The sequence below is a fragment of the Mesorhizobium japonicum MAFF 303099 genome, assembly GCF_000009625.1.
GTDB lineage: Bacteria > Pseudomonadota > Alphaproteobacteria > Rhizobiales > Rhizobiaceae > Mesorhizobium > Mesorhizobium japonicum.
This window is the reverse complement of sequence record NC_002678.2, coordinates 543260-568936: the sequence shown is the minus strand read 5'-3', so window position 1 is coordinate 568936 and position 25677 is coordinate 543260. Positions and strand designations below refer to the sequence as shown.

At 60.9% G+C, this 25677-nt stretch carries 21 protein-coding genes and 1 tRNA gene; 18 read left to right on the top strand and 4 right to left on the bottom strand.

What is annotated here, in order from left to right:
* Positions 1-95 precede the first annotated feature (95 nt).
* The 14 genes from MAFF_RS04035 to glpK all read left to right on the top strand — a co-directional run bounded on the left by MAFF_RS04035 (position 96) and on the right by glpK (position 15936).
* Positions 96-1508 carry a circularly permuted type 2 ATP-grasp protein gene (locus tag MAFF_RS04035; protein WP_032933458.1) on the top strand — a complete coding sequence of 471 codons (1413 nt, stop codon included), beginning with the start codon at positions 96-98 and terminating at the stop codon, positions 1506-1508.
* A gap of 91 nt (positions 1509-1599) precedes the next feature.
* Positions 1600-2541 carry an alpha-E domain-containing protein gene (locus MAFF_RS04030; RefSeq protein WP_010909607.1) on the top strand — a complete coding sequence of 314 codons (942 nt, stop codon included), beginning with the start codon at positions 1600-1602 and terminating at the stop codon, positions 2539-2541.
* Between the two features lie 7 nt (positions 2542-2548).
* Entirely contained in the window at positions 2549-3340 is a 792-nt protein-coding gene (locus tag MAFF_RS04025) for a transglutaminase family protein (protein ID WP_010909606.1), read from the top strand.
* Positions 3341-3371: 31 nt separating this feature from the next.
* Positions 3372-4103 carry a peptidase gene (locus MAFF_RS04020; RefSeq protein ID WP_010909605.1) on the top strand — a complete coding sequence of 244 codons (732 nt, stop codon included), beginning with the start codon at positions 3372-3374 and terminating at the stop codon, positions 4101-4103.
* Positions 4104-4314: 211 nt separating this feature from the next.
* Positions 4315-5727 carry a pyridoxal phosphate-dependent decarboxylase family protein gene (locus MAFF_RS04015; protein ID WP_010909604.1) on the top strand — a complete coding sequence of 471 codons (1413 nt, stop codon included), beginning with the start codon at positions 4315-4317 and terminating at the stop codon, positions 5725-5727.
* A 126-nt stretch (positions 5728-5853) separates the two neighbouring features.
* Entirely contained in the window at positions 5854-6621 is a 768-nt protein-coding gene (locus MAFF_RS04010; protein ID WP_010909603.1) for a DeoR/GlpR family DNA-binding transcription regulator, read from the top strand.
* 127 nt (positions 6622-6748) lie between these two features.
* Positions 6749-8275, top strand: coding sequence for a glycerol-3-phosphate dehydrogenase (glpD, locus tag MAFF_RS04005; protein ID WP_010909602.1), 1527 nt, complete (start codon positions 6749-6751; stop codon positions 8273-8275).
* Between the two features lie 42 nt (positions 8276-8317).
* Positions 8318-9397, top strand: coding sequence for an ABC transporter ATP-binding protein (locus MAFF_RS04000; protein ID WP_010909601.1), 1080 nt, complete (start codon positions 8318-8320; stop codon positions 9395-9397).
* Between the two features lie 10 nt (positions 9398-9407).
* Complete coding sequence (locus tag MAFF_RS03995; RefSeq protein WP_010909600.1) at positions 9408-10475, top strand: ABC transporter ATP-binding protein; 1068 nt, start codon at positions 9408-9410, stop codon at positions 10473-10475.
* Positions 10476-11342 (top strand): carbohydrate ABC transporter permease, encoded by an 867-nt coding sequence (locus MAFF_RS03990; protein ID WP_010909599.1) that lies wholly within the window; start codon positions 10476-10478, stop codon positions 11340-11342.
* Position 11343: 1 nt separating this feature from the next.
* A complete protein-coding gene (locus MAFF_RS03985; protein WP_010909598.1) occupies positions 11344-12261 on the top strand; it encodes a carbohydrate ABC transporter permease in 918 nt (305 codons plus the stop codon).
* Positions 12262-12263: 2 nt separating this feature from the next.
* Positions 12264-12551 carry a DUF2160 domain-containing protein gene (locus tag MAFF_RS03980; RefSeq protein WP_032930358.1) on the top strand — a complete coding sequence of 96 codons (288 nt, stop codon included), beginning with the start codon at positions 12264-12266 and terminating at the stop codon, positions 12549-12551.
* A gap of 79 nt (positions 12552-12630) precedes the next feature.
* Positions 12631-14355 (top strand): ABC transporter substrate-binding protein, encoded by a 1725-nt coding sequence (locus MAFF_RS03975; RefSeq protein ID WP_010909596.1) that lies wholly within the window; start codon positions 12631-12633, stop codon positions 14353-14355.
* A gap of 90 nt (positions 14356-14445) precedes the next feature.
* The gene (gene glpK / locus MAFF_RS03970) at positions 14446-15936 is read left to right on the top strand and encodes a glycerol kinase GlpK (protein ID WP_010909595.1); all 1491 of its coding nucleotides are present in this window, start codon (positions 14446-14448) and stop codon (positions 15934-15936) included.
* 56 nt (positions 15937-15992) lie between these two features.
* Here glpK and MAFF_RS03965 read toward each other — a convergent pair whose 3' ends face one another.
* Entirely contained in the window at positions 15993-16484 is a 492-nt protein-coding gene (locus tag MAFF_RS03965; RefSeq protein ID WP_032930355.1) for a BA14K family protein, read from the bottom strand.
* 304 nt (positions 16485-16788) lie between these two features.
* On the opposite strand from MAFF_RS03965, the gene MAFF_RS03960 reads away from it, so the two are divergent.
* Positions 16789-16864, top strand: a tRNA-Lys gene (locus MAFF_RS03960).
* A gap of 35 nt (positions 16865-16899) precedes the next feature.
* On the opposite strand, the gene MAFF_RS03955 is transcribed toward MAFF_RS03960, so the two are convergent.
* Positions 16900-17727, bottom strand: coding sequence for a hypothetical protein (locus MAFF_RS03955; protein WP_010909593.1), 828 nt, complete (start codon positions 17725-17727; stop codon positions 16900-16902).
* 112 nt (positions 17728-17839) lie between these two features.
* Between MAFF_RS03955 and MAFF_RS03950 the strand changes: the two genes are divergently transcribed.
* The gene (locus tag MAFF_RS03950; protein ID WP_244420713.1) at positions 17840-19231 is read left to right on the top strand and encodes a glycosyltransferase; all 1392 of its coding nucleotides are present in this window, start codon (positions 17840-17842) and stop codon (positions 19229-19231) included.
* A gap of 135 nt (positions 19232-19366) precedes the next feature.
* Here MAFF_RS03950 and MAFF_RS03945 read toward each other — a convergent pair whose 3' ends face one another.
* Positions 19367-21433 (bottom strand): acyltransferase family protein, encoded by a 2067-nt coding sequence (locus MAFF_RS03945; RefSeq protein ID WP_010909591.1) that lies wholly within the window; start codon positions 21431-21433, stop codon positions 19367-19369.
* 259 nt (positions 21434-21692) lie between these two features.
* Positions 21693-22223: a hypothetical protein gene (locus tag MAFF_RS40230; RefSeq protein WP_244420712.1), complete on the bottom strand. Its 531-nt coding sequence runs from the start codon at positions 22221-22223 to the stop codon at positions 21693-21695.
* A 174-nt stretch (positions 22224-22397) separates the two neighbouring features.
* Between MAFF_RS40230 and MAFF_RS03930 the strand changes: the two genes are divergently transcribed.
* Positions 22398-23459 carry a glycosyltransferase family 4 protein gene (locus MAFF_RS03930; RefSeq protein WP_010909589.1) on the top strand — a complete coding sequence of 354 codons (1062 nt, stop codon included), beginning with the start codon at positions 22398-22400 and terminating at the stop codon, positions 23457-23459.
* Positions 23460-23504: 45 nt separating this feature from the next.
* Positions 23505-25667 (top strand): amylo-alpha-1,6-glucosidase, encoded by a 2163-nt coding sequence (locus MAFF_RS03925; RefSeq protein WP_044550483.1) that lies wholly within the window; start codon positions 23505-23507, stop codon positions 25665-25667.
* Positions 25668-25677 lie beyond the last annotated feature (10 nt).

The window sequence follows — 25677 nt, the reverse complement described above, 5'->3', positions numbered from 1 at the left end:
CGCAACATACTGATCGTCCGCATCTCCCAAATCACCGATTGCGCTTGATTTTCTTCGGCGACGCCAGTGAAATGGCGTCACAGGGGAGTATGCGATTGGCAGCGTTCGATGAAATGCTTCCGGAAGTTTCCGGATTGAGAAGACCGTATTCGGCTTATGATCGCTGGCTGAAGGAGCAGGATCCAGCCAGACTTACCGAGAAGATGCAGGACGCCGAACGCGTCTTCCGCAAGACCGGCATCACCTTCGCCGTCTATGGCGAGCAGGAAGCTTCCGAGCGGCTGATCCCCTTCGACATCGTCCCGCGCATCATTTCAGGCAATGAGTGGCGGCGCCTGACGCAAGGCATCGAGCAGCGCGTGCAGGCGCTGAACGCCTTCCTCGACGACATCTACCATCGCCAGGAGATCCTGCGCGCCGGCCGCGTTCCCAGGGACCTGATCGCCAAGAACGAAGCTTTCCTGCCGGAGATGATCGGGGTGCGGCCGCCGGCCGGTGTCTACACCCATATCATCGGCGTCGATATCGTGCGCATCAGCGAGGACGAGTTCTACGTATTGGAGGACAATGCGCGCACCCCGTCCGGTGTCTCCTACATGCTGGAGAACCGCGAAACGATGATGCAGCTGTTCCCCGAGCTGTTCCAGAAGATCAAGGTGCGGCCGGTGGAGAACTACCCGCAGCTGCTGCGTCAATCGCTGGCTGCGGTTCGGCCGCAAAGCACCAAGGGCGCGCCGACCATCGCCGTGCTGACCCCCGGCAGCTTCAATTCCGCCTATTTCGAACACGCCTTCCTTGCCGACCAGATGGGCGTGCAACTGGTCGAGGGCCAGGATCTGCGCGTTGTCGACGGCCATGTGGCGATGCGCACGACCGAAGGCTACAAGCAGATCGACGTGCTCTACCGCCGCGTCGACGATTCCTTCCTCGACCCGCTGACCTTCCGGCCGGATTCGGCCCTCGGCATACCCGGCATCATGGATGTCTATCGCGCCGGAAACATCACCATCGCCAATGCGCCGGGAACCGGCATCGCCGACGACAAGGCGATCTATTCCTACATGCCCGAGATTGTGGAATTCTACACCGGCCGCAAGGCGATCCTCGGCAACATCCCGACCTGGCGCTGTTCGGAGCCGGACAGCCTGAAATATGTGCTCGAGCACATCCATGAACTGGTGATCAAGGAAGTGCACGGCTCCGGCGGCTACGGCATGCTGGTCGGACCGGCGGCGACCAAGAAAGAGTGCGAAGCCTTCGCCAAGAAACTGGCGGCGAAGCCTTCGAACTATATCGCCCAACCGACACTGGCGCTGTCGACTTGCCCGATCCTGACCGACAAGGGACTGGCGCCGCGCCACGTCGACCTCAGGCCCTACGTGCTGGTTTCCGACCGCATCCAGATCGTGCCCGGCGGCCTGACGCGCGTGGCGTTGAAGGAAGGCTCTCTGGTCGTGAACTCATCGCAGGGTGGCGGAACGAAAGATACTTGGGTGTTGGATGATTGAGACGAGCAGGGGGACGCAGCAACCATGAGACGTATTCTTCCCTATTCGCCACTCGCTATTCGCTATTCGCCCGACACCGGAGCAAGCTGACATGCTTTTGGGCCGCACCGCCAACGGGCTCTACTGGATGAACCGCTATATCGAGCGGGCCGAAAACATGGCGCGGCTGGTCGATGCCGGCCTGCGCATGGCGCTGACCCGCACGCAAAACGCGTCGGAGGAATGGAATTCGGTGCTGCTCAGCGCCGGCTCCGACGTCGCCTTCAAGCAGAAGTATTCGGACTATACGGCCGCCGATGTTGCTGATTTCCTTTTGCGCGACACCTCGAACCCGTCGAGCACCATGTCGTCGATCGAGACGGCCCGCAACAATGCCCGCATGGTGCGCACCGCGCTGACGCGCGAGACCTGGGAAAGCATCAACGAAGCCTGGATGTCGCTGAAGCGGATGCTGGCGAGGCCGATCGACGAGCGCGACCTGCCAAGCGTGCTCGATGCCATCAAGCGCGAGACGGCGCTGATCCGCGGCTCGTTCTACGGGACCATGCTGCGCAACGAGATTTTCGACTTCTCGCAGCTCGGAACCTATGTCGAGCGCGCCGACAACACGGCGCGCATCCTCGACGTGAAATATTACGTGCTGCTGCCGTCGATCTCCTGGGTTGGTTCGACGCTCGACAACTATCAATGGGAATCGATCCTGCGCTCGGTGTCGGCGCACCGCTCCTACCGTTGGGTCTATGACGCTGACTACAAGCCGACCAACATCGCCGATTACCTGATCCTCAACGTCCGCATGCCGCGTTCATTGACCTTCTGCTACCGCTTCCTGTCCGAACATCTGAAGTTCCTGAGCGACGATTACGGCGAACGCCACGCCTGCCACGCGACGGCGGAAAAAACGCAGGCTATGCTGAGGGCCGGATCGATCAAGGATATATTCGACGCAGGTCTGCACGAGTTCCTTGCCGGGTTCATTCGCGACAACACCCGGCTCGGCGACGAGATCGCGCAGGATTACCGGTTTTATTGAGGACGTCATGCGGCTCAAGATCACCCACCGGACCGAATACCGCTACGACGCGCCGGTGCAATATCTGCTGCAACGGCTGCGGCTGCTCCCGGTCAGCGGACAGACACAGACGGTGCTGTCCTGGGCGCTGAAGGTGGAAGGCGCGCGCGAGGAAGTGCGGTTTACCGATCACTACGGCAACGACACACGATTGCTGAGCGTCGAGGGTGACCACGATTTCATCACGGTCGAGGCTTCTGGCGAGGTGGTGACGCGCGATACGTCAGGTGTTTGCGGGTCGCATCAGGGCTTTGCGCCACTGTGGCTGTTCGCGCAGGAAACGCCCCTGACCGCCATCGGTGGCGGCATCCGTAAGCTGGCCGAAGCGGTCGGCACGGGAACCGACATAGAAAGGCTGCACCGGCTGATGGCCATGATCGGCGAGCGCGTCGCCTACACGCCAGGCAGCACCAAGGCGACCACACCGGCCGAAGAGGCGCTGGCGCTGAAGACCGGGGTTTGCCAGGACCATAGCCATATCTTTGCCGCGGCGGCGCGCGCCATGGGATTTCCGTCGCGCTACGTCTCCGGCTATCTGATGATGGATGCGGTCGAGCAGGCGGCAAGCCATGCCTGGGCCGAAGCGCATGTTCCGGGTCTCGGCTGGGTTGCCTTCGACCCCGCGAACGGTATTTCTCCCGACGAGCGTTATGTGAAGGTGGCGACCGGCCGCGACTACCGCGACGCCTCGCCGGTGTCGGGAATTCGACAGGGACAAGCGGAAGAACGGCTTGCGGTCACCGTCACGGTAGAGCAGTAATCCCGCAAGGATTAGTGCCAGAAGCGATTCCATGACCTATTGCGTCGGCCTGAAGATCGATCGCGGGCTCGTGTTCATGTCGGACACGCGCACCAATGCCGGCATGGATTCGATCTCGACCTTCAAGAAGATGCATGTCTGGGAACAGCCGGGTGAGCGCGTCATCGTCTTGATGTCGGCCGGCAACCTGGCGACGACGCAGGCCGTGGTCAGCCTGCTCGACGAACGCACCAAGGCGGTGACCGACCGCCACGAGAAGCTGCTCGAGACGCCATCCATGTACCAGACGGTGCGGCTGGTGGGCGACACGGTGAAAGAGGTGATCGCGCAATCGTCTCCCGCCGGCGAGAAGGCCGATTCCTATTTCAACGCCTCCTTCATCCTCGGCGGCCAGATCTTGGGCAGTCCGCCGCGGCTGTTCATGATCTATCCCGAGGGCAATTTCATCGAATCGACCGACGACACGCCGTTCTTCCAGATCGGCGAGACCAAATACGGCAAGCCGATCATCATCCGCGCCTATGAGCGGACGATGAGCCTGGCCGAGACGGTGAAGCTGCTCCTGGTGTCGTTCGATTCGACACTCAAGTCGAACCTGTCGGTCGGCCTGCCACTCGACCTGCTGTTCCTGGAAAAGGACGCCTTCAAGGTTGGCCTGAAGAAGCGGATCGCTCAGGACGACCAGTATTACCGCACCATCTCCGATGGCTGGTCGAATGCGCTGAAGAGCGCCTTTGCCAGCCTGCCGGATTTTCCGGGGTGATGCATGTCGCCCAAAAGTGGCCCCGGTTTTGGGGGGAACGACATGCACAAGAACAGGGATCTAAAGCGCATCGCCTGGATCCGATCAAGCGATGCGCTTTAGGGCGCTTGCCGTAGCTGCCGGCGCTTGCATCTATTTTACATGTTAATTATTGATGGATTTGAAAGCCGGGCGAAGAGTGCCGGCATTGCATTCGTGTCGGGAGGACAGGATGAACAATGACGAGTTCCGGCAGTGGTCGCGACGTGCCGCCGACTGGGGCGCCGACTATCGCAATTCATTGCGCGAGCGGCCGGTGCGGCCGCTGGTCGAACCGGGTGACATTTTCAGGAGCATTGACGCCTCGCCGCCGGAAGACGCCGAACCCATGGACAGGATCTTCGCCGACTTCGAAGAGAAGATCGTGCCGGGCATGACGCATTGGCAGCACCCGCGCTTCTTCGCCTATTTCCCGGCCAATGCGGCGCCGGTTTCGGTGGTGGCTGAGTATCTCGTCTCCGCAATGGCCGCGCAGTGCATGCTTTGGCAGACCTCGCCGGCGGCGACCGAACTCGAGACCCGCACCGTCGACTGGATGCGCCAGGCACTTGGTCTTCCCGAGGGATTTTCCGGCGTCATCCAGGATTCGGCTTCGTCGGCGACACTCAATGCCGTGCTGACCATGCGCGAGCGGGCGCTGGATTGGCAAGGCAACAAAAAGGGGTTGGCCGGGCAGGGCCAGTTGCGCATCTATTCCTCGGATCAGGTGCACACGTCGATCGACCGGGCGATCTGGGTGTCGGGCATCGGCGAGGACAATCTGGTGCGCATTCCCGTCGGCGGCCGGTTCCGCTCCATGGATACAGCAGCTCTGGAAGCGGCAATCGTCGCTGACCGCGCGGCTGGAATGCTGCCTGCCGGCATCATAGGCAGCGTCGGTGGAACCAGCATCGGCGGCACGGACGACATCGCCGCGGTCGCCGGCGTGGCGCGCCGGCATGGGCTCTATTTTCATGTCGATGCCGCTTGGGCCGGGTCGGCCATGATCTGCCCGGAGTATCGTCATTTCTGGGCCGGCGCCGAACAGGCTGATTCTGTCGTCTTCAACCCGCACAAATGGCTGGGCGCGCAGTTTGACTGCTCCATCCAGTTCTTGCGACAGCCGGAAGACCTGGTGCGTACGCTGGCGATCAAGCCCGAATTCCTCAAGACGCACGGACGTGACGGCATCATCAACTATTCCGAATGGTCGGTACCGCTCGGCCGCCGGTTTCGCGCCCTGAAATTGTGGTTCCTGCTGCGTGCCCACGGGCTGGAAAACCTGCGCGCCATGGTCCGCAACCATGTGACCTGGAGCGAGGGCCTTGCCGCGCGGCTGGCAAAGGAGCCGGATTTCGAGATCGTCAGCGAACCGATGCTGTCGCTGTTTTCATTCCGGCACAGGGCGCCCTCAAGCGCCGATGCGGACGAGCACAATCTGCGGCTGGTCAATGCGATCAACGACGATGGCCGCATCTACCTGACGCAAACGAGGGTCGACGGGCAGGTGGCGATCCGCTTCCAGGTCGGCCAGTTCGAGGCGACCGCAGGCGATGTCGATTCGGCTTTTGCCGTCATTACCGAAATCGCGCGCGGCATGGCCTGACCGGCCGATATAGGATTGCGCTGGAGTTTGCCTTTGCAATCAGGTGATTTCCGTTAGCCGGCTTATACCTTTTCATTGCTTTCGTTTTCGGCTATAGAAAAGAAAAACGAAAACGGGAGGCCGTCCATGTACCTGTCGCCACGCCACGCCGAGATCATCCAGATGGCCAAGGACCATGGCCGCGTGCTGGTCGACGACCTGGCCACTCACTTCAATGTGACGCCGCAGACCATTCGCAAGGATCTCAACGATCTCTGCGACCAGCGGCTGCTTTCGCGCATCCATGGCGGCGCATTGTTCCCGTCGGGTATCGAGAATATGGAGTATGAGGCCCGGCGCAAGATCGCGGCGGACGAGAAGGAAGCGATCGGCCGCGCGGCGGCAAGACTGATCCCTGACAACGCCTCGCTGTTCATCAATATCGGGACCACGACGGAAGCGGTCAGCAAGGCGTTGCTCGACCATAACGGCCTGATGGTCATCACCAATAATATCAATGTTGCCAATAGGATGCGTATCTATCCTTCGATCGAGGTGGTGATTGCCGGCGGGGTGGTGCGCGGTTCGGATGGCGGCGTCGTTGGCGAGGCAGCGGTCGACTTCATCAGGCAGTTCAAGGTCGACTACGCCGTTATCGGCGCCTCGGCCATCGACCATGACGGCGCCTTGCTCGACTTCGACTTTCGCGAGGTGAAGGTGGCGCAGGCGATCATTGCCAATGCCAGGCATGTGATTCTGGTCTCCGACCAGACCAAGTTCGAGCGCACGGCGCCGGTGCGCATCGGTCACCTGTCGCAGGTCAACACCTTCATCACCGACCGCTGCGACATTCCGTCGGTGCGCAAGATCTGCCAGGAGGCCGAGGTTCAGCTAATCGAGACGTCGCTTGGGTAAGGCCGTTTCGCGATCATGTCACGGGCCTGTGATATTTCGTTTGACATTCGTTATGAGTTCGAAATAATTCCGTCACGGTTTCGCAAAAGACCAAAAATGGTGCAATGCGAAATCGTGGAGGAGTTAAGTGGACACGTCTTCAGTCCGGGACATTTTCGTCATAGGTGGCGGTATCAACGGTTGCGGCATAGCCCGCGATGCCGTTGGGAGGGGGTTTTCGGTTTTTCTCGCCGAGATGAACGACCTCGCCAGCGGAACCTCCTCCGGTTCGACCAAGCTGATCCATGGCGGCCTGCGTTATCTCGAATTCTACGAGTTCCGCCTGGTGCGCGAGGCGCTGATGGAGCGCGAGGTTTTGTGGAAGAACGCGCCGCACATCATCTGGCCGATGCGCTTCGTGCTGCCCTATGCCAAGGGCCTGCGTCCGGCCTGGCTGATCCGGCTCGGCCTGTTCCTGTACGACCACATTGGCGGACGCAAATTGCTGCCGGCGACCAGGACACTCGACATGGCAAGCGATCCGGCCGGCAAGCCTTTGAAGCCGTTGTTCAAAAAGGCGTTCGAATATTCCGATGGCTGGGTCAACGATGCGCGGCTGGTGGCGCTCAACGCACGCGATGCCGCAGATCGTGGTGCAACGATCCGGACCCGCACGAAGGTGGTCGGCGCGCGCCGTGAAAACGGCCTTTGGACAATCAAGATCGAGAATCTGCAGAACGGCGAGACCGAAGAGATCAAGGCGCGGCTGCTGGTCAATGCAGCCGGGCCGTGGGTCGATCACGTGCTCTCCGGTGTCGTCGGCCTCAACGATGTGCACAATGTCCGCCTGGTGCAGGGCAGCCATATCGTCATCGCCAAGAAGTTCGACGATCCGCGCGCCTATTTCTTCCAGAACAAGGATGGCCGCATCATCTTCGCCATCCCCTACGAGGACGAGTTCACGCTGATCGGCACCACCGACCGGGATTATCCCGGCGATCCGCACGATGTGAAGATCAGCGACACCGAGATCGATTATCTCTGCGCTGCGGCCAGCGAGTATTTTGCGCAACCGGTCAAGCGCTCCGACATCGTCTGGACCTATTCGGCCGTGCGCCCGCTCTATGATGACGGCGCCTCCAAGGCGCAGGAAGCGACGCGCGACTATGTGCTGAAGGCCGATGGCGGCGAGGGTACCGCTCCGATCGTCAATGCCTTCGGCGGCAAAATCACCACCTACCGCCGGCTGTCGGAATCGATGCTGGAGAAGATCGAAGGTTTTCTCGGCAAGCGCGGCAAGCCGTGGACATCGGACGCGCCGCTGCCGGGCGGCGATTTCCCGGCGACCGGTTTCGACGCGCAGGTGGCGAAGTTGAAGACAGCCTATCCTTTCCTCGACGCGCGCCTGGCCCGTCGGCTGACGCGGCTTTACGGGACGCGGGCTCAGCGTCTGCTTGGCCTTGCCAAATCGAATGCCGAACTCGGCCGCAATTTCGGCGGCGATCTCTATGAGGCCGAAGTTCGCTATCTCGTTGAAAACGAATGGGCTCTTACGGCGGAAGACGTGCTGTGGCGCCGCACCAAGCGCGGCCTGCATCTCAGCCGCGAACACGTCGCGGCACTCGATGAATTCATGCGCGGCATAAGCCGGCGGCACGTCGCGGCCGCCGAATGAAGAGGGTCTTGAGCTGATGCGGAAAGCCTGGGAGGAGGCGTCATGCTTGAACTGAGGAACGTCACCAAGACGGTCGGTGCGGTCGAGCACATACGTGATGTGTCGCTGACGCTTCAGCACGGCTCGCTCAATGTTCTGCTCGGGCCGACGCTTTCCGGCAAGACCAGCCTGATGCGGCTGATGGCCGGTCTCGACGTGCCGACTTCCGGCTCGGTCTGGTTCGATGGCCATGACGTCACCGGCATGCCGGTGCAGAAGCGCAAGATCGCCATGGTCTACCAGCAGTTCATCAACTATCCAGCGATGACCGTCTATGAGAACATCGCCTCGCCGCTCCGGGTGGCCGGCGCGGAGCAAGGAAAGATCGACAGCCAGGTGCGCGAGGCCGCGGCACTGCTGAAGCTGACCCCCTATCTCGACCGCACGCCTCTCAGCCTGTCCGGCGGCCAGCAACAGCGTACCGCGCTGGCGCGCGCCATCGTCAAGAATGCCAGCCTGGTGCTGCTCGACGAGCCGCTCGCCAATCTCGACTACAAGCTGCGCGAGGAATTGCGCGCCGAATTGCCGAGGATCTTTGCCGCCGCCGGCACCATCTTCGTCTACGCCACGACCGAACCGCACGAGGCGCTGCTGCTCGGCGGCAATACGGCAACGCTGTCGGAAGGCCGCATCACGCAGTTCGGGCCGACCATCGACGTGTTCCGCAAGCCGGTCGACCTGGTTACGGCGAGGACCTTCGCCGATCCGCCGCTCAACACCATCGTGCTGGCCAAGAAGGGCGCCGACTTCCTGCTCGAAGGCGGGGTGAAGCTGCCGGTGCCGCCCGAACTCGTCGGCATTGCCGACGGCAATTACACGATCGGTTTTCAGCCGCACCATCTGTCGCTCGAACGGCCCAATGCCGGCGCCGTGCCGGTCCGGGCAAAGGTGACCATCACCGAGATCACCGGGTCGGAGAGTTTCATCCATCTCGATTTCGCCGACGTGCGCTGGGTCATGCTGACCCACGGCATCCGGGATTTCGAGACCGACGAAGCGGTCGAGGTGTTCATCGACCCGCGTCACATCATGGTGTTCGACGAGCACGGCCGCGCCGTGACCGCGCCGAAGCTGGCGGCTTGAGGAGGACGATATGGCGCGCATCGACGTCAACCATGTCAGGCATTCCTACCTGCCCAATCCGCAGAAGGATGCCGATTTCGCGCTCAGGGAAGTGCACCATACATTCGAGGATGGCGGCGCCTATGCGCTGCTCGGACCATCCGGCTGCGGCAAGACCACGCTGCTCAACATCATTTCGGGACTGCTCCACCCCTCGCACGGCCAGTTGCTGTTCAACGGCAGGGACGTGACCAAACTGTCGACTCAGGAACGCAACATCGCGCAGGTGTTCCAGTTCCCGGTCATCTACGACACCATGACCGTCTACGACAATCTGGCCTTCCCGCTGCGCAATCGCGGCGTGCCGGAGGCCGATGTCGACCGCAAAGTGCGCGAGACGCTGGAGATGATTGATCTCGCCTCCTGGGCGAAAAGGAAGGCGAGGGGCCTGACCGCCGACCAGAAACAGAAGATCTCGCTCGGCCGCGGACTGGTGCGCTCCGATGTCAACGCCATCCTGTTCGACGAGCCGCTGACCGTCATCGACCCTCACATGAAATGGGTGCTGCGCTCGCAATTGAAGCAGCTTCACCGCCGCTTCGGCTACACCATGGTCTACGTCACCCACGACCAGACCGAGGCGCTGACCTTCGCCGACCAGGTCGTCGTCATGTATGACGGCGGCATCGTGCAGATCGGCACGCCGACCGAACTGTTCGAGCGGCCGCGCCATACCTTCGTCGGTTACTTCATCGGCTCGCCGGGCATGAACGTCATGCCGGTGGCGATCGACGGCAAGACGGCGACGCTCGGCTCGCAGCGGATCGAATTGCCGGGCGCACCCAAAGCCTCCGGCGGCGCTGTCGAGCTCGGCATCCGTCCCGAATATGTGCGGCTCGGCCGGGACGGCATGGCCGTCTCGATCAGCAAGGTCGAGGATCTCGGCCGCCACAAGGTGGTGCGCGCCAGACTGGAAGGCAGGGATATCGCTGCCGTCATCGGCGAGGACGAGACTGTTCCAGCCGAGCCGAAGGTGCGGTTCGATCCGGCCGGCATCAACATCTATGCCGATTCCTGGCGTGTCGAGATGGGGGCCTAGATGGACAAGACCTGGAACAACAAGGCCTGGTTCCTGGTGCTGCCGGTGCTGGTGCTGGTGGCCTTCACCGCCGTCATCCCGCTGATGACGGTCGTCAACTATTCGGTGCAGGACACGTTCGGCAACAATGTCTTCACCTGGGCCGGCACCGAATGGTTCGAGGACCTGCTGTCGTCCAGCCGCTTCTGGGAAGCGATGGTCCGCAACCTGATCTTTTCCTTCATCATCCTGGCGATCCAGGTGCCGCTCGGCATCTTCATCGCGCTCAACATGCCAAAGAAGGGCTGGGGCGTGCCGGTCTGCCTGGTGCTGATGTCACTGCCACTGCTGATCCCGTGGAACGTCGTCGGCACCATCTGGCAGGTGTTCGGACGCAACGACATCGGGCTGCTGGGCTACTACGTCAACGCGCTCGGCATCGACTTCAACTACGTTCAGCATGCGTTCGATGCCTGGGTCATCATCATCGTCATGGATGTGTGGCACTGGACCAGCCTCGTCGTGCTGCTCTGCTATGCTGGCCTGGTTTCCATTCCCGATGCCTTCTACCAGGCGGCCAAGATCGACGGAGCCTCGCGCTGGGCGGTGTTTCGCTACATCCAGCTGCCGAAGATGCAGCGCGTGCTTTTGATCGCCGTGCTGCTGCGCTTCATGGACAGTTTTATGATCTACACCGAACCCTTCGTCGTCACCGGCGGCGGGCCGGGCAACTCGACGACCTTCCTGTCGATCGACCTCGTCAAGACGGCGCTCGGCCAGTTCGACCTTGGCCCGGCTGCCGCCATGTCGCTGGTCTACTTCCTCATCATCCTGTTGTTGTCATGGGTGTTCTACACTGTGATGACCAACTACGACGCGGAGCGCTGAAATGGCTGGCGCCAATGAACGAACCGAGCGCAATGCGATAAACGGGACCGCCTCGGAAGGTCTCGCCAGTGCGCTGTCGCAGAGCGATCTCGACAGGCGGATGCGCCGTCGCGGCGAGGAATCGCGCTGGTGGTGGATCGTGCCGACGCTCTACATCATCGTGCTGTTGCTGCCGATCTACTGGCTCATCAACATGAGCTTCAAGACCAATGCCGAGATCGTCAACTCGCTGACGCTCTACCCGCACGCGCCGACAATCGCCAACTACGTCACCATCTTCACCGAGAAGGCCTGGTACTCCGGCTACATCAACTCGATCACCTATGTGGTCATGAACATGGTGATTTCGGTATCGGTGGCGCTGCCGGCGGCCTATGCCTTCTCGCGCTACCGCTTCCTTGGCGACAAACATCTGTTCTTCTGGCTGCTGACCAACCGCATGGCGCCGCCGGCGGTGTTCGCACTGCCGTTCTTCCAGCTCTACTCGGCCTTCGGGCTGATCGACACGCATATCGCGGTGGCGCTGGCGCATTGCCTGTTCAACGTTCCGCTGGCGGTGTGGATTCTCGAGGGTTTCATGTCGGGCGTGCCGAAGGAAATCGACGAGACCGCCTATATCGACGGCTATTCCTTCCCGCGCTTCTTCGTAAAAATCTTCATGCCGCTGATCGCGAGCGGCATCGGTGTCGCCTGCTTCTTCTGCTTCATGTTCTCGTGGGTGGAATTGCTGATCGCGCGCACGCTGACCACTACCGACGCCAAGCCGATCGCCGCCACCATGACGCGCACCGTTTCGGCCGCGGGCATGGATTGGGGCCTGCTCGCCGCCGCCGGCGTGCTGACGCTGATCCCCGGCGCGCTCGTCATCTGGTTCGTCCGAAATTATATCGCCAAGGGCTTTGCCCTGGGGAGGGTGTGATCATGAATTTCGACCTCTCCTGGATGGCGTGGACGTGGCCGACGGCGGCCTTCTTCGCGACCATTCTGCTGTTGCTGTGCGGCATGGCGGCGTGGGAATACGCCTCGCCGGGCGGCAACCCACGCGTCGGCATCCTGCGCTTCGAGACGACACGCGGCGATCGTCTTTTCCTGTCGCTGCTTGGCAGCGCCTATATCCATCTCGCTTGGCTGGGTCTCGTTGGATCCAACCTGTGGTGGGCTCTCGCTCTCTCCGTGGTCTACGCCATCGGCGTGTTCCGCTACGTATAGAGGGGGAAACTGTTGGAGCGGCAGCGTGCCGGCCACCGCTCCAGATCGCACTTGAAACCTGAAACAGTGGAGGAAACACATGCGACGGCAATTTTTAACATCAACAACGGCCCTTGTCCTATTGCTCGGTGTAGGCAATGCCTACGCCGGGATGGATGAAGCAAAAGCCTTTCTGGACAAAGAGATTGGCGGCGTGTCGACGCTTTCGCGCGCCGACCAGGAAAAGCAAATGCAGTGGTTCATCGACGCCGCCAAGCCCTTCGCCGGCATGGACATCAAAGTCGTGTCGGAAACCTTGACCACCCACCAGTACGAGTCTCAGGTGCTGGCGCCGGCCTTTACCGCCATCACCGGCATCAAGGTCACGCATGACGTCATCCAGGAAGGCGACGTCGTCGAGAAGATCCAGACCCAGATGCAGACCGGCCAGAACATCTATGACGGCTGGGTCAACGATTCCGATCTGATCGGCACCCATTGGCGCTACCAGCAGGTGCGCAATTTGACCGACTGGATGGCGGGCGAAGGCAAGGACGTTACCGATCCGATGCTCGACGTCGACGACTTCATCGGCACGAAGTTCACCACCGCGCCGGACAAGAAGCTCTACCAGCTGCCCGACCAGCAGTTCGCGAACCTCTACTGGTTCCGTTACGACTGGTTCAACGATGAGAAGAACAAGGCCGACTTCAAGGCCAAGTACGGCTATGATCTCGGCGTGCCGGTCAACTGGTCGGCCTATGAGGACATCGCCGAATTCTTCACCGGCCGCGACGTCAACGGCAAGAAGGTCTATGGCCACATGGACTACGGCAAGAAGGATCCGTCGCTCGGCTGGCGGTTCACGGACGCCTGGCTGTCGATGGCCGGCAATGGCGACAAGGGCCTGCCGAACGGTGTGCCGGTCGACGAATGGGGCATCAAGGTCGATGCGAAGTCGCGGCCTGTCGGCTCGTGCACCGCGCGCGGCGGCGACACCAATGGACCAGCATCGGTCTATGCCATCCAGAAGTATCTTGATTGGCTGAAAGCCTATGCGCCGCCGGAAGCCCAGGGCATGACCTTCTCCGAATCCGGCCCCGTGCCGTCGCAAGGCAATGTTGCCCAGCAGATCTTCTGGTACACCGCGTTCACCGCCGACATGGTCAAGCCCGGCTTGCCGGTCATGAACGACGACGGCACGCCGAAGTGGCGCATGGCGCCGTCTCCGCACGGCTCCTACTGGAAGGACGGCATGAAGCTCGGCTATCAGGACGTCGGTTCCTGGACGCTGATGAAGTCGACGCCGACCGACCGCGCCAAGGCCGCCTGGCTTTATGCCCAGTTCGTCACCTCGAAGACCGTCGACGTGAAGAAGAGCCAGGTTGGCCTCACCTTCATTCGCGACTCCACCATCCATGACAAGAGCTTCACCGAACGTGCGCCGAAGCTCGGCGGCCTGATCGAGTTCTATCGCTCGCCGGCCCGTGTGCAGTGGACGCCGACCGGTACCAACGTGCCGGACTATCCGAAGCTGGCGCAGCTCTGGTGGCAGAACATCGGTGACGCATCGTCTGGTGCCAAGACACCGCAGGAAGCCATGGATTCGCTCTGCGCCGATCAGGAAAAAGTCATGGCACGTATCGAGAAATCCGGCGTCCAGGGCGACATCGGACCGAAGATGGCCGAAGAGCATGACCTTGCCTACTGGAACGCCGACGCGGTCAAAGGCGGCAATCTGGCGCCTCAGCTGAAGCTCGAGCAGGAGAAGGACAAGCCGATCACCATCAACTACGACGAACTGGTGAAGAGCTGGCAGAAGTAAGACTGTCCTATGCGGGCGCTCGCGCCCGTGTGAAATTGGGGGAGGCGGCATGTTGCCGTCTCCCCTGTTTGTGTGAAGGCGGAGGACGCAATGAGCGGTTTTGTGCTGGCAATCGACCAGGGAACGACATCGACCAGGGCGATCCTATTCGATGGCCAGATGAAAGTCGCCGGCAGCGGCCAGAAGGAATTCGCGCAGCACTATCCGGCCTCCGGCTGGGTCGAGCATGACCCGGAAGAGATTTGGGCGAGTGTTGTGACGACCGTGAAGGCTGCGCTGAAGAATGCCGGCAAAGCCGCGTCGGATGTCGCCGCCATCGGCATCACCAATCAGCGCGAGACCGTCGTCGTCTGGGACAGGGCGACGGGCAAGCCGATCCACAATGCCATCGTCTGGCAGGACCGCCGCACCGCGCCGCTCTGCCAGAAACTGAAGAAGCAGGGGCTGGAGAAGAAATTCACGCGCAAGACCGGCTTGCTGCTCGATCCCTATTTCTCGGGCACCAAGATCGCCTGGATACTCGACAAGGTGAAGGGCGGCAGGAAGCGCGCCGAGAAAGGCGAATTGCTGGCCGGCACCATCGACAGTTTTCTGATCTGGCGGCTGACCGGCGGCAAGGTCCACGCCACCGACGCCACCAACGCCTCGCGCACGCTGGTCTACAACATCGCGGAAAACGCCTGGGACGACGAGCTTTTGGCCATTCTCAACATTCCGGCGAAACTGCTGCCGCAGGTCAAGGACTGCGCCGATGACTATGGAGTGACCGAGAGAGATCTGTTCGGTGCCGAGATAAGGATCCTCGGCGTTGCCGGTGACCAGCATGCCGCGACCATCGGCCAGGCCTGCTTCGAGCCGGGCATGATGAAATCCACCTATGGCACCGGCTGCTTCGCGCTGCTCAACACCGGCAGCGATCTGGTGCGTTCGAAGAACCGGCTTTTGACGACCATCGCCTATCGGCTGAACGGCAAGACCACCTATGCGCTGGAAGGTTCGATCTTCATCGCAGGGGCTGCCGTGCAATGGCTGCGCGACGGCATCAAGGTGATCGGCAAGGCCGAGCAGAGCGGCAAACTGGCTGATGAGGCCGACCCGACGCAAAACGTCTATCTGGTGCCGGCTTTCGTCGGCCTCGGCGCGCCGCACTGGGATGCCGAGGCGCGCGGTGCCATCTTCGGACTGACCCGCAATTCCGGACCGGCAGAATTTGCCCGCGCCGCTCTGGAGGCCGTTGCCTACCAGACCCGCGACCTGCTCGACGCCATGCGCAAGGACTGGAAGGGCACTTCGGCCAAAACGGTGCTGAGGGTCGATGGCGGCATGGTGGCGTCGGATTGGACCATGCAGCGGCTGGCCGACATACTCGACGCGCCGGTCGATCGCCCGACCATCCTTGAGACGACCGCGCTGGGCGCGGCCTGGCTTGCCGGCTCGAAGGCTGGTGTCTGGCCCAAGGCGAAGGAATTCGCCAAGAGCTGGGCGCTTGAGCGGCGGTTCAAGCCGGAGATGGATATCGCCACACGATCCGCCAAGCTGGCAGGCTGGCGCGATGCTGTGCGCAGGACGCTAAGCGCATAAGAGAGACCCGCGCCGTTTCCGACGCGGGCCTTGTACTCAGCTGCCGATACCTGGGGTCAGTAAGGCGAACGGCACTCCTGACGCGGTCCGTAGTTCGGCTGGAATGTGTTGTCCGAAGCACGATAGCTGCGATAGCGGTCGTAGCACCACTGCACATGCGCATTGCCTTCGTGGAAGCGGTTGTTCTCGCTGTTGACGATCGCGCCGGTGATCAGGGCGCCAGTCGCGAAGGCCGCCAGCGGGAACCAGTTGTCGCCATGGCGACGATAGCCGCGATGGTACTCACGATAGCCGCGATGACCGTTCCAGTAGGCGCCGCCGTCATTGTTTCGGGCAAAGTTGCGACGGACGCCGAAGTCGCGGTTGCCATAGCGGTTATGACGCCATTGGAAGTTCCGATCACCGTTGCGGGCTTCAACGTTCAGAGTATTGGATGAGGCCTCCGGTGCCTGCGGCACGAACATCTGAGCGGCATTGGCCGGAATCGCGGCCGCTACAAACGAAACGGACAAAGTGGCCGCCAGTATACCCGATACGATCTTGTTCATGGTCTTCTCCTTCGAAAGGGTGATTGACGTCCCTTGTGGCGAGACAACGAGCGGTAGCGTGTAAGGTTCCTCGCTAAATCCCAAGTTGCTGATTTGTAATGTTTCTCTGGCCTGCCAGCTGAGCTGAAAAGAGGTGATGCCGTCGCTTTGCCAGGGGCGTTGCGCCGTTGAACGAAGCGGGCAGGGTGCCTCGGTGGAAATGCTTGAGAAGTCTGGCTTGCGGATGCTCTTTTTCCGGTTGACCGGTCGAGGCACTCTCCCTATGTTCCGCGCAATTTCGAGGGCCGCCCTTTCGCGCCCGCGGGAGCGCGTAGCTCAGCCGGTAGAGCAACTGACTTTTAATCAGTAGGTCATGGGTTCGAATCCCATCGCGCTCACCATTGTTTCATGCACAGGCAATCGTCGAGACCCTTGGCTAGGCCCGGGAAGGCAGACGCTGGACTTTCCGCGGCGCGTGAGTTCGGTCGCCTTCCGACATCAGTCGCTGCGCGACCGGCTGTACATTTTCCTTGTAGGTGATGCATCTGTCGTAGACTTTGTTCGCCACCCGCTCTTTGCCGATGCGCTCCCAGTCCGGCGTCCACGGCGCATCCCAGTCAAAGTGCTGCGAGATGAGAAGTTCCCGGTCGAAGCACTGCGGGTCCCGATCCAGAATCTGGCGGGCTTCATCCGCCAATGGCGTGTAGGCTTTGACCGCAGCCATCTTTCTGGCGCGCGCAGCCGAATCCAGTTGGATTTCCACCTCGACAGCCCCTGGCACGTTGGGAACCGCGGCGGAACAAAGCTGCTTGCGAGCCGGCCTTTGCAGCAGCCGGTTGATGGCATCGCCGAATGCATAGGCCAGATCGTGCATCGGATTGTAGCCATCGACGGCGTCCGAGACGATCTGCACGTCCTGCATATCAGACAGATCGGCATGGATCCTCGCCAGCACATCGGCAAAGAAGCCGCTGTCTCCAGCCAACAGCGCCTTGTACCAGACGGCATCAGGCATATCGCCGAACACCGCGCCGGCGGTTGCACCGGCAGCTTCCACGAGGTCGCGTGAATATTGGGTTCTGGCAGAATGGCGTCCGCCCGAACCATCCGTCAAAAGGTAGATTCGCGGTTTGCTCAGCTCAATCCAATGATGAATCCTAAGCTCATGCCCTGGATGCGCAAGGATCAGCACATGTTGTAATTTTTCGGGCAAACAACGGCTCCAATCCAGGCTTTGGCATATATCTGTGTTTTTCAATTGCATCCAAGGCGATCAGCCGTCAAAGGCTTCCCAACATTGGAGCAGGCGCCGAGGCAAATTTTGTACAAACTTGTCTGGTCGATGCCTTCAAACTAAGAACGCTGCCTAGCATCTGTTGTCCCTCGCCGCCAATGTGGTGGGTTGCGAAACAGACCGGAGGCGGCATTTGCGGGTTCTCATCACCAATCTGTTCGTATCGCACAACAGCGGCACCGAAGTGGTTGTCGAATTGCTGGCCGACGGGCTTCGCGGCGCCGGTCATCAAACCATGGTGCTGGCGCCAACACTTGGCGACATGGCCGACAGAATGCGCAGACGGGGACACCATGTGGTGGACCGGATTGCCGAGATTGTCGAAAAGCCCGACATCATCCATGGCCAGCATTTGACGCCTTGCCTGACGGCGCTGGCGCGGTTTCCCGACGTGCCTGCCGTGTTTTCCTGTCATAGCGCTTTCTTTGAGATCGAAGCTCCCATGCTTCATCCGCAGATACGCCGCTGGATCGCGGTCGACGAAGCGTGCAAGGCCAAGTGCTTGTCGCGCGGTGTACCGGCTGACAGGTTGGACCTCATCTACAACGCAGTCGACCTTCACCGTTTCAAGCCGCGCCTGCCGCTACCTTCCAGGCCCGCCAGAGCGCTGCTGCTGACCAAGAATTTCGAACACCAGCAGGCGGTGCGTGAGGCCTGCTCGAAGAGCAATATCGCGTTGGATGAGGTGGGTCCGGCTACCGAACGCTTTTCCCATCAGCTCGAAAAGGATTTGCCTGAATACGACATCGTCTTTGCAACCGCCCGTATGGCCCTTGAAGCGGCCGCGGTGGGCTGTTCGGTCGTCGTCTGCGACGCGCGTGGCTTCGCCGGCCTGCTCGATACAGCGAACATGGAGGCATGGCGGCGCATGAACCTCGGGGTTGGTCTTCTGACGAGGCCGACCACCGTCGAGAACCTGATGGAGGCGATCTCGCGGTTCGATGCCGGCGATGCCGCGAAGGTTTGTGCCTATTTCCGTGAAGTGGCTGATGTCTCGCACTTCGTTCAAGAGCATCTCAAGGCCTACAATCAGGCCATACAGGCGCAGACGAATACGACTGCCGACGAGCGGTCGCTGGCAACCGCGCGCTGGATAGAGGAAATCGGCGTTTCGGTTGCGCCCCGCAGATGGGCCCATATTGTGAAAGAGGTTCATGGATGGCAGGTTTCGCCAGACCAGACCGCGCTTGTGGAATTGCTGCAATCAAACACAAAAACGCTGGAGAGCAATGTCGCGTCGTTGGTAGAGCTTGGCGAGCAGGTCAAAGCCATCGGACCCGAAATCGCAAAACCGATCCTTGATGCCTCCGCTTCGCTCGACAGGGTGGCCCAGGACAGCCAGGCCAGATTGCATCGAATTGACGACGAGTTGTCGCGCCTTTCGAATTTCGTCAATGAGATCAAAGGGCTCTACAACGGCATGATCCCGCTTTTCATCAGAAGAATGTTTCTCAGGGTTCGCAGGCGAGGGTGACTGCGTCCGAGCGCGTTCGCGGCTGTTCCAGACACCGCGCCGCAACCCGGAACAAATCAGGCCGAAGAACCTTTCCAAATAGCTGCGAGACCTTGGCGGACCGCATGCGCAGCGCCAAGTCGGCCGGCAGGTGGTTTACATCCCAAAGCGTGCTGCTTGGTCTTTTGAAATTGTGGACTCGATCTCTGACACGAAGTTCTCCAACAGAAGCGAATTGGCATAGGCCGTGACATGATCGCCGTCGAAGAACAACGGGTGTCCATTCCTGAATGCCGAACATGTAACTTGCGGGCAGAGCGTAGGCAAAGGGTCCCAGACGTGAATGTTCGGCAGAGCTGCTGATATCTCAGCGTAGCCCTTCAAAATTGGTGATCGAAGATTTTCTATCAGCTTTCGATCGATGTCGAATCCGTTGGTACAGGACGGATTCATTGAATTGAACCAATCACTGCATCGAAAGGCCGAGGCCCTAAAGATTGGCTTTGGACCTTCGAAAACAATCGACAGTCCCGCTTTGGAGAGGTGGGTAAGTTGATCGATAGCGTTCTTGACGGCTTGTTGCCTTTCCTGCTCGCTGTTCTCCGTGTTGCTGTCGGAGCCAGCAGCCCATTGAAGACTAAGTCGCGTCAGCCGGAGCGAGGGCAGGAACAGCACGTCGCGAGGCTTGGCAATCCTGGCTATGTAGGCTGCACCGGCAGTCGTGGCATGAGCGCACGTTGGCTCAGTGTCACGGCGAAGATTCAAGCTGAGAAACGGGCAACCGGCGGTCGACACCACCACTGTTCGGATGCCGGTTTCGAGCGTGAAACGCTTCAGGAGTGGAATGTAGGCTCCCGCGTGAGAGTCGCCCAGCACGAATAAGGTCTCATTGTGCCCGTCGCCTGGGCACCCGCCTTTGGTAAAGAACTGCGCTTCTTCCGCAGTTTCCGTGACGACGACGCAACCGGGAAATTGAGGAGAGGTGTCTGGCGAGGTCCCATACCATTCGCCTCGATTCCTCATGACTGTGCTCAAGGCTATTTCATATCGATTGTCGCCCATCAGTTTGAAGCCGAAAAATGCAGCAGCGATGACAGCCAGAAAGAGGGCGACAACGGCTATGTCAGGGGCGGTTCTCAAAAGCCGCAATCGGCGCGTCGGTGTTTCGATCCAGAAATACGAGCCGAGGCTGAACGCCACGGCGACCAGCAACGCTGCTAATTTTGTGGCGGTGGTTTCGATGCCTATCGTCCATCTTGCCATCACGAAGACTGGCCAATGCCACAGGTAGAGGGAATATGAGATCCATCCGACGAACCTGACCGGCTTTATTTCCAACACCGCAAAGTGCGGCGCTCTATCGCTTCCCAGATAGTAGAGGCATCCGATCAAGACAGTTGTGCAGACAACTGCAGCGAGGTTCTCAAGCCCATGAGAGTCCTTGCCGAAGTCGAGCGCGAATGTTGCCAAGAGGCCTATTAGCGCGATCGTGGCTGCAAGATTGCAATGCCTTTCGAAGCCCGTCAGTTCCCCTATCCGGCTGACGAGCTGAAAGCACAATATGCCGCATGCCAACTGCCAAAAGCGGGCGTAGGGCATGTAGAAAGCGTGAAGCGGATTCGCAGCCAGAAGATGAAACCATATCGCCACCGACGCGATGGCGAGCGCACCATAAACAAGCGCCGAAAACCTCTTCCCGCGCGGTCCTATAACCCAAGGAAAAAACAGCAGCGGGAAAATAATGTAGAATTGTTCCTCAACCCCAAGAGACCACGTGTGGGTAAATGGGTTAAACTCGGTCACGGGTGAAAAATAGTCGGTTCCCCTGGCCAGGAAGATGTTGCTCAGGCCGACGAAGGCGGAAGAGGCGGTTTGGCTGATTGATGTGCTGAGCCAGGCGTCCGGAACAAACAGAAAGGTGGCGAGCGCACTGACCAGCAAGCACAGCAACAGGGCCGGCATGATTCTTGTGAACCGGCGCGCATAGAATTCCAAGACAAAATGAAAAGCGGACTGGCCCCGGTAGCGCCGCGACACCGTATAGCTGACGACGAAACCAGAAATTACGAAGAAAACATCAACCCCTAGAAAGCCATTGGGGAGGCGGTCGCCATACAGATGGTAGAATACGACTGACAGGATCGCGATGGCCCGGAGCCCGTCAAGGAAAGCCAGGTAGTCCTTCGACGAGCGTTTCGACGTCGAACCAAACTTATCGGCCATTCGGCGAAACACACGTTTTTGTAGGTAAGATCCGATCAGATAACGTTCCGGTTGAGCCAGTCCAGCCCCAGCTGCAGCGCAATAGCCTTAACCTGCGGGCAATTACAGGATGTGCCGATCATGGGAAAGGCCGGACACAGGATTTGTTTCGTTCGAGGGCGTCGTGGGGCCGATCCGTGGCTTTCGGCTGCAACCGAATGTCGCGAGCGAGGACATTAGCCTCGCTCGCAGGCCGCCGCAGCGCGTCGCGATCGACCGTTCAGCCGTTCCGCGACAAGTGCACGTCCAGGACCGCCGCCTTCTTGGCGATCAGGCCTTCCAGATCCGCGTCCGATCGCTTGGTGCCGGTCCGTTCGCGCAACAGCGAGATCACCGCCCTCATTGAAAGCGGAGTCAATTGGGAAAGCGGGGTGTTTTGGGAAAGCGGGGCGGCCTGGGTGGCCAGAATGGCGTCCACCGCGCCGGCAACATCGGGAGTCTCCCTTGGTGCTCGCATGGTCGGTTCCTTTCTGCTCAGGTCGGCCTCGGTGCCATCGGTCGGTGCTCTGACGCCACGATCGAAGGCGACCGCCAGGCCGTTCTTGACGGCGACGGCAGTGACCATATCGTCGAGCTTGCGGTCGGAGAGGGCTGGGTCCGCGGGTTTCAGGATCTTGCGGATCACCCTGGCGGCCTGATCCGTCGACACGAAGTCATAACGCCGTTTTCTGGCCTCGACATATTGTTCGATGACCATGCTCAGGCGGCGGGCTGCAATGTCCCTGGGTTCCTGCACATCCTTGGGTTCCACCGAAGCCTCCCTGGGCTGCCGTGCGTGCAAATTCGGCGGCCAAAAGGAAATAGGGCGGCTTGATCGGACATCAAATGTCCTTCGATCATTTCGTCGCACCCGCCAATGGGCCGGAACGATCCTGCGGCTGAAGCATTTCGTTCCATGACCAGCGCATTGAGGGAAGGCCGGGCCATGAAGATCGCTCATGTCGCGCCACTGTACGAATCCGTTCCGCCAAGGCTCTACGGGGGCACCGAGCGCATCATTTCCTACCTGACCGAAGCCCTCGTCGACCTCGGCCACGACGTGACGCTGTTCGCCAGCGGCGACACGAAGACCTCCGCCAAACTCGTGCCCTGCCGCGAGCGGGCGCTTCGCCTCGATCCACGCCCGCTGAAGTCCGAGATCGCGGCGCATCTGTCGATGCTCGACGAGGTGAGGAAACGCGCCGACGATTTTGACGTGATTCATTTCCACCTCAGCCATTTCCTGCATTTCCCGTTTTTCCGCGACATGCCGCAGCGCACGGTGACGACGCCGCATGGCAGGCTGGATTACGCGGATCTCGCGCAGGCCTATGACCGGTTCCCGCGCTTCCCGATGGTTTCCATATCGCGCAGCCAGCGGGCGCGGTTTGCGTCGGCCAACTGGCTTGCGACGATCCATCACGGCCTGCCCGTCGATCTCTACGAACCCGATTTCGAGGCGGGTTCGGATGGCGGCTATCTTGCCTTTCTCGGCAGGATGTCGCGCGACAAGCGGCCGGACCGGGCGATCGAGATCGCCCGCCGCACCGGGCTGAAACTCAAGCTCGCGGCCAAGATCGGCGATGGCGACCGCGCCTATTTCGAGGAAGTCGTCCAACCGATGATCGATGGCGACCGGGTCGAATATGTCGGCGAAATCGGCGAGGACCAGAAGAGCAGGTTTCTTGGCAATGCGGCCGCCCTGCTGTTTCCGATCGATTGGCCCGAACCCTTCGGTCTTGCCGTGATCGAGGCCATGGCCTGTGGAACCCCGGTCATGGCCTGGAGTTGCGGCGCCATGCCCGAAATTGTCGACTATGGGGTTACCGGCTTCGTCGTCGAAACCATCGAGGATGCGGTCGCCACGATGCCGGCTCTTCTGCAGCTCGACAGGCGGCGCATAAGGGCGGTGTTCGAAAGGCGGTTTTCAGCCGACAGAATGGCCAGGGACTACGTCGAGGCTTATTCCCGGCTGCGCAACGGCCATGAGCAAAGCAGAGCTTCGTAGGCCTTCACCGTCCGAAAAACCCAGCACGGGACAATCCTGTTGACCATCACCCAACTCGACGAGCGCAAGCTTGATCCTGCCATAGCTCTGGCTTCCCTGGACGAAACCGCGCCGAGGGAACCGCATCGGCTGTTCGCCCTCAAGCATGGCGATTGCTTTGCCGTTGCCGATGCCTATGGCGACATACGCGGTGTCGGCGATGGGTTCTTCCGCGACGACACGCGCGTGCTCTCCGAATTTCGCCTCACCGTCGGCGGGCGGTCGACGTCGTTGCTGGGCGCGTCGCTCAGCCAGGACAACGTGCTCTTCACCACCAACCTCACCAATCTGCCGATCGAGAGCGCCGCTGGCCGCCAGATTCCGCAAGGCGCTATGCATATCGAGCGCGTGCGGCTGTTGTGGGAGGAAAGGCTGTATGAGCGCATAACGCTGTCCAACTACAGCCGCGAGCATTCGACGATCCTGCTGTCGCTGCGTTTTGCCGCCGATTTCCGCGACATGTTCGAGGTCCGCGGCTCGACCCGCTTGAAGCGTGGAACCGCCGATACGGCCGAGATCGCAGGGAACGCGGTCGTGCTTCGCTACGAAGGCCTGGACAAGGTCGTGCGGACATCGGCGATTTCATTCTCACAGACGCCCGATCAACTGACTTCCGAACGCGCCGATTTCGTCATCGCCGTCACCAAGCGCAGCAGCCAGACGCTTTATGTGGAAGTGGGCAACGCGACAGACGATCGCCCCGAAAGCCGCCGGTTTCGCGCGGCTGCCGCCCGCGCTCGCTTCGGCATGCGCGCCAAGCGCCGGCACGGCGCGACGCTGCACAGTTCCGGTCGCGTCTTCAACGACTGGATGGAGCGCGCGCGCGCCGACGTCGCGCTGCTCACCACGGAACTGGCGACCGGGCCCTATCCCTATGCCGGCATTCCCTGGTTCTCCACCGCGTTTGGCCGGGATGGCGTGATCTCGGCCTTGCAGATGCTTTGGCTCAATCCCGGCCTGGCGCGGGGCGTCCTAGCGTTTCTGGCCCAGCACCAGGCAACCGAGACATCGCCTTTCAGCGATTCCGAACCCGGCAAGATCATGCACGAGACCCGCAAGGGCGAGATGGTGGCGCTGAGCGAGTTGCCGTTCGGCCGCTATTATGGCGGCGTCGACACGACGCCGCTCTATATCCATCTTGCCTGCGCCTATGCTGACCGCACGGGCGATACGGCCTTCATCGATACGCTGTGGCCATCACTGTGCGCCGCGGCCGAGTGGATCGAGACGGCGAGCCGTTCGACGGGATTCCTCACATACCAGCGCGCCGCGGAATCCGGCCTTGCCAACCAGGGATGGAAGGACAGTTTCGATTCTGTCTTCCACGCCGATGGCCGCATCCCGAAGGGGCCGATCGCGCTGGTCGAGGTGCAGGGCTACGTCTTCGCGGCGTTCCAGGGGTTGGCGAAGCTGGCACGGCTGCGTGGCGAGGCGGAACGCGCCGAGAGCTGGGAAATACGCGCCGATGCCATTCGCCAAAAAGTCGAGCGCCATTTCTGGATGGAAGACCTCGGCTACTATGCGCTAGCGTTGGACGGCGATGGTCTACCCTGCAAGGTGCGCACGTCCAACGCCGGTCACTTGCTTTATGTCGGCCTTCCCGGTCCGGATCGCGCGCGCATGGTTGCCGACCAGCTCCTGTCAGCGTCGTTTCATTCTGGCTGGGGGCTGCGGACGCTGGCCGACGATGCGATCTTCTTCAATCCGATGTCCTATCACAACGGCTCCATTTGGCCGCATGATACGGCGATCTGCGCTGCCGGACTGGCGCGATACGGCAGCCGCGACAGCGTCGTGCGGCTGATGAGCGGCACCTTCGAATCCGCCGTTCATTTCAACATGCGACTGCCCGAATTGTTTTGCGGCTTCACGCGTGCGGCCGGTGAAGCGCCGATCGCCTATCCGGTGGCCTGCCTGCCGCAAGCCTGGTCCGCCGGCTCCGCCTTCATGCTCATGCAATCATGCCTCGGCCTGCAAATCGATGGCTGGACAGGTGAAATCCATGTGACGCGGCCGCGCCTGCCGATCGGCATCGATAACCTCGTCATCCGCCATCTTTCGGTAGGGCAGGCGGCGGTGGATCTGACATTCCAGCGCGTCGGGGATCGCGTCGGCGCCTTCCTTGCCGAACCGCATGAGGGGCTGGTGCCGCTCGTGGTCAGGAGCTGAAAAATCGGAA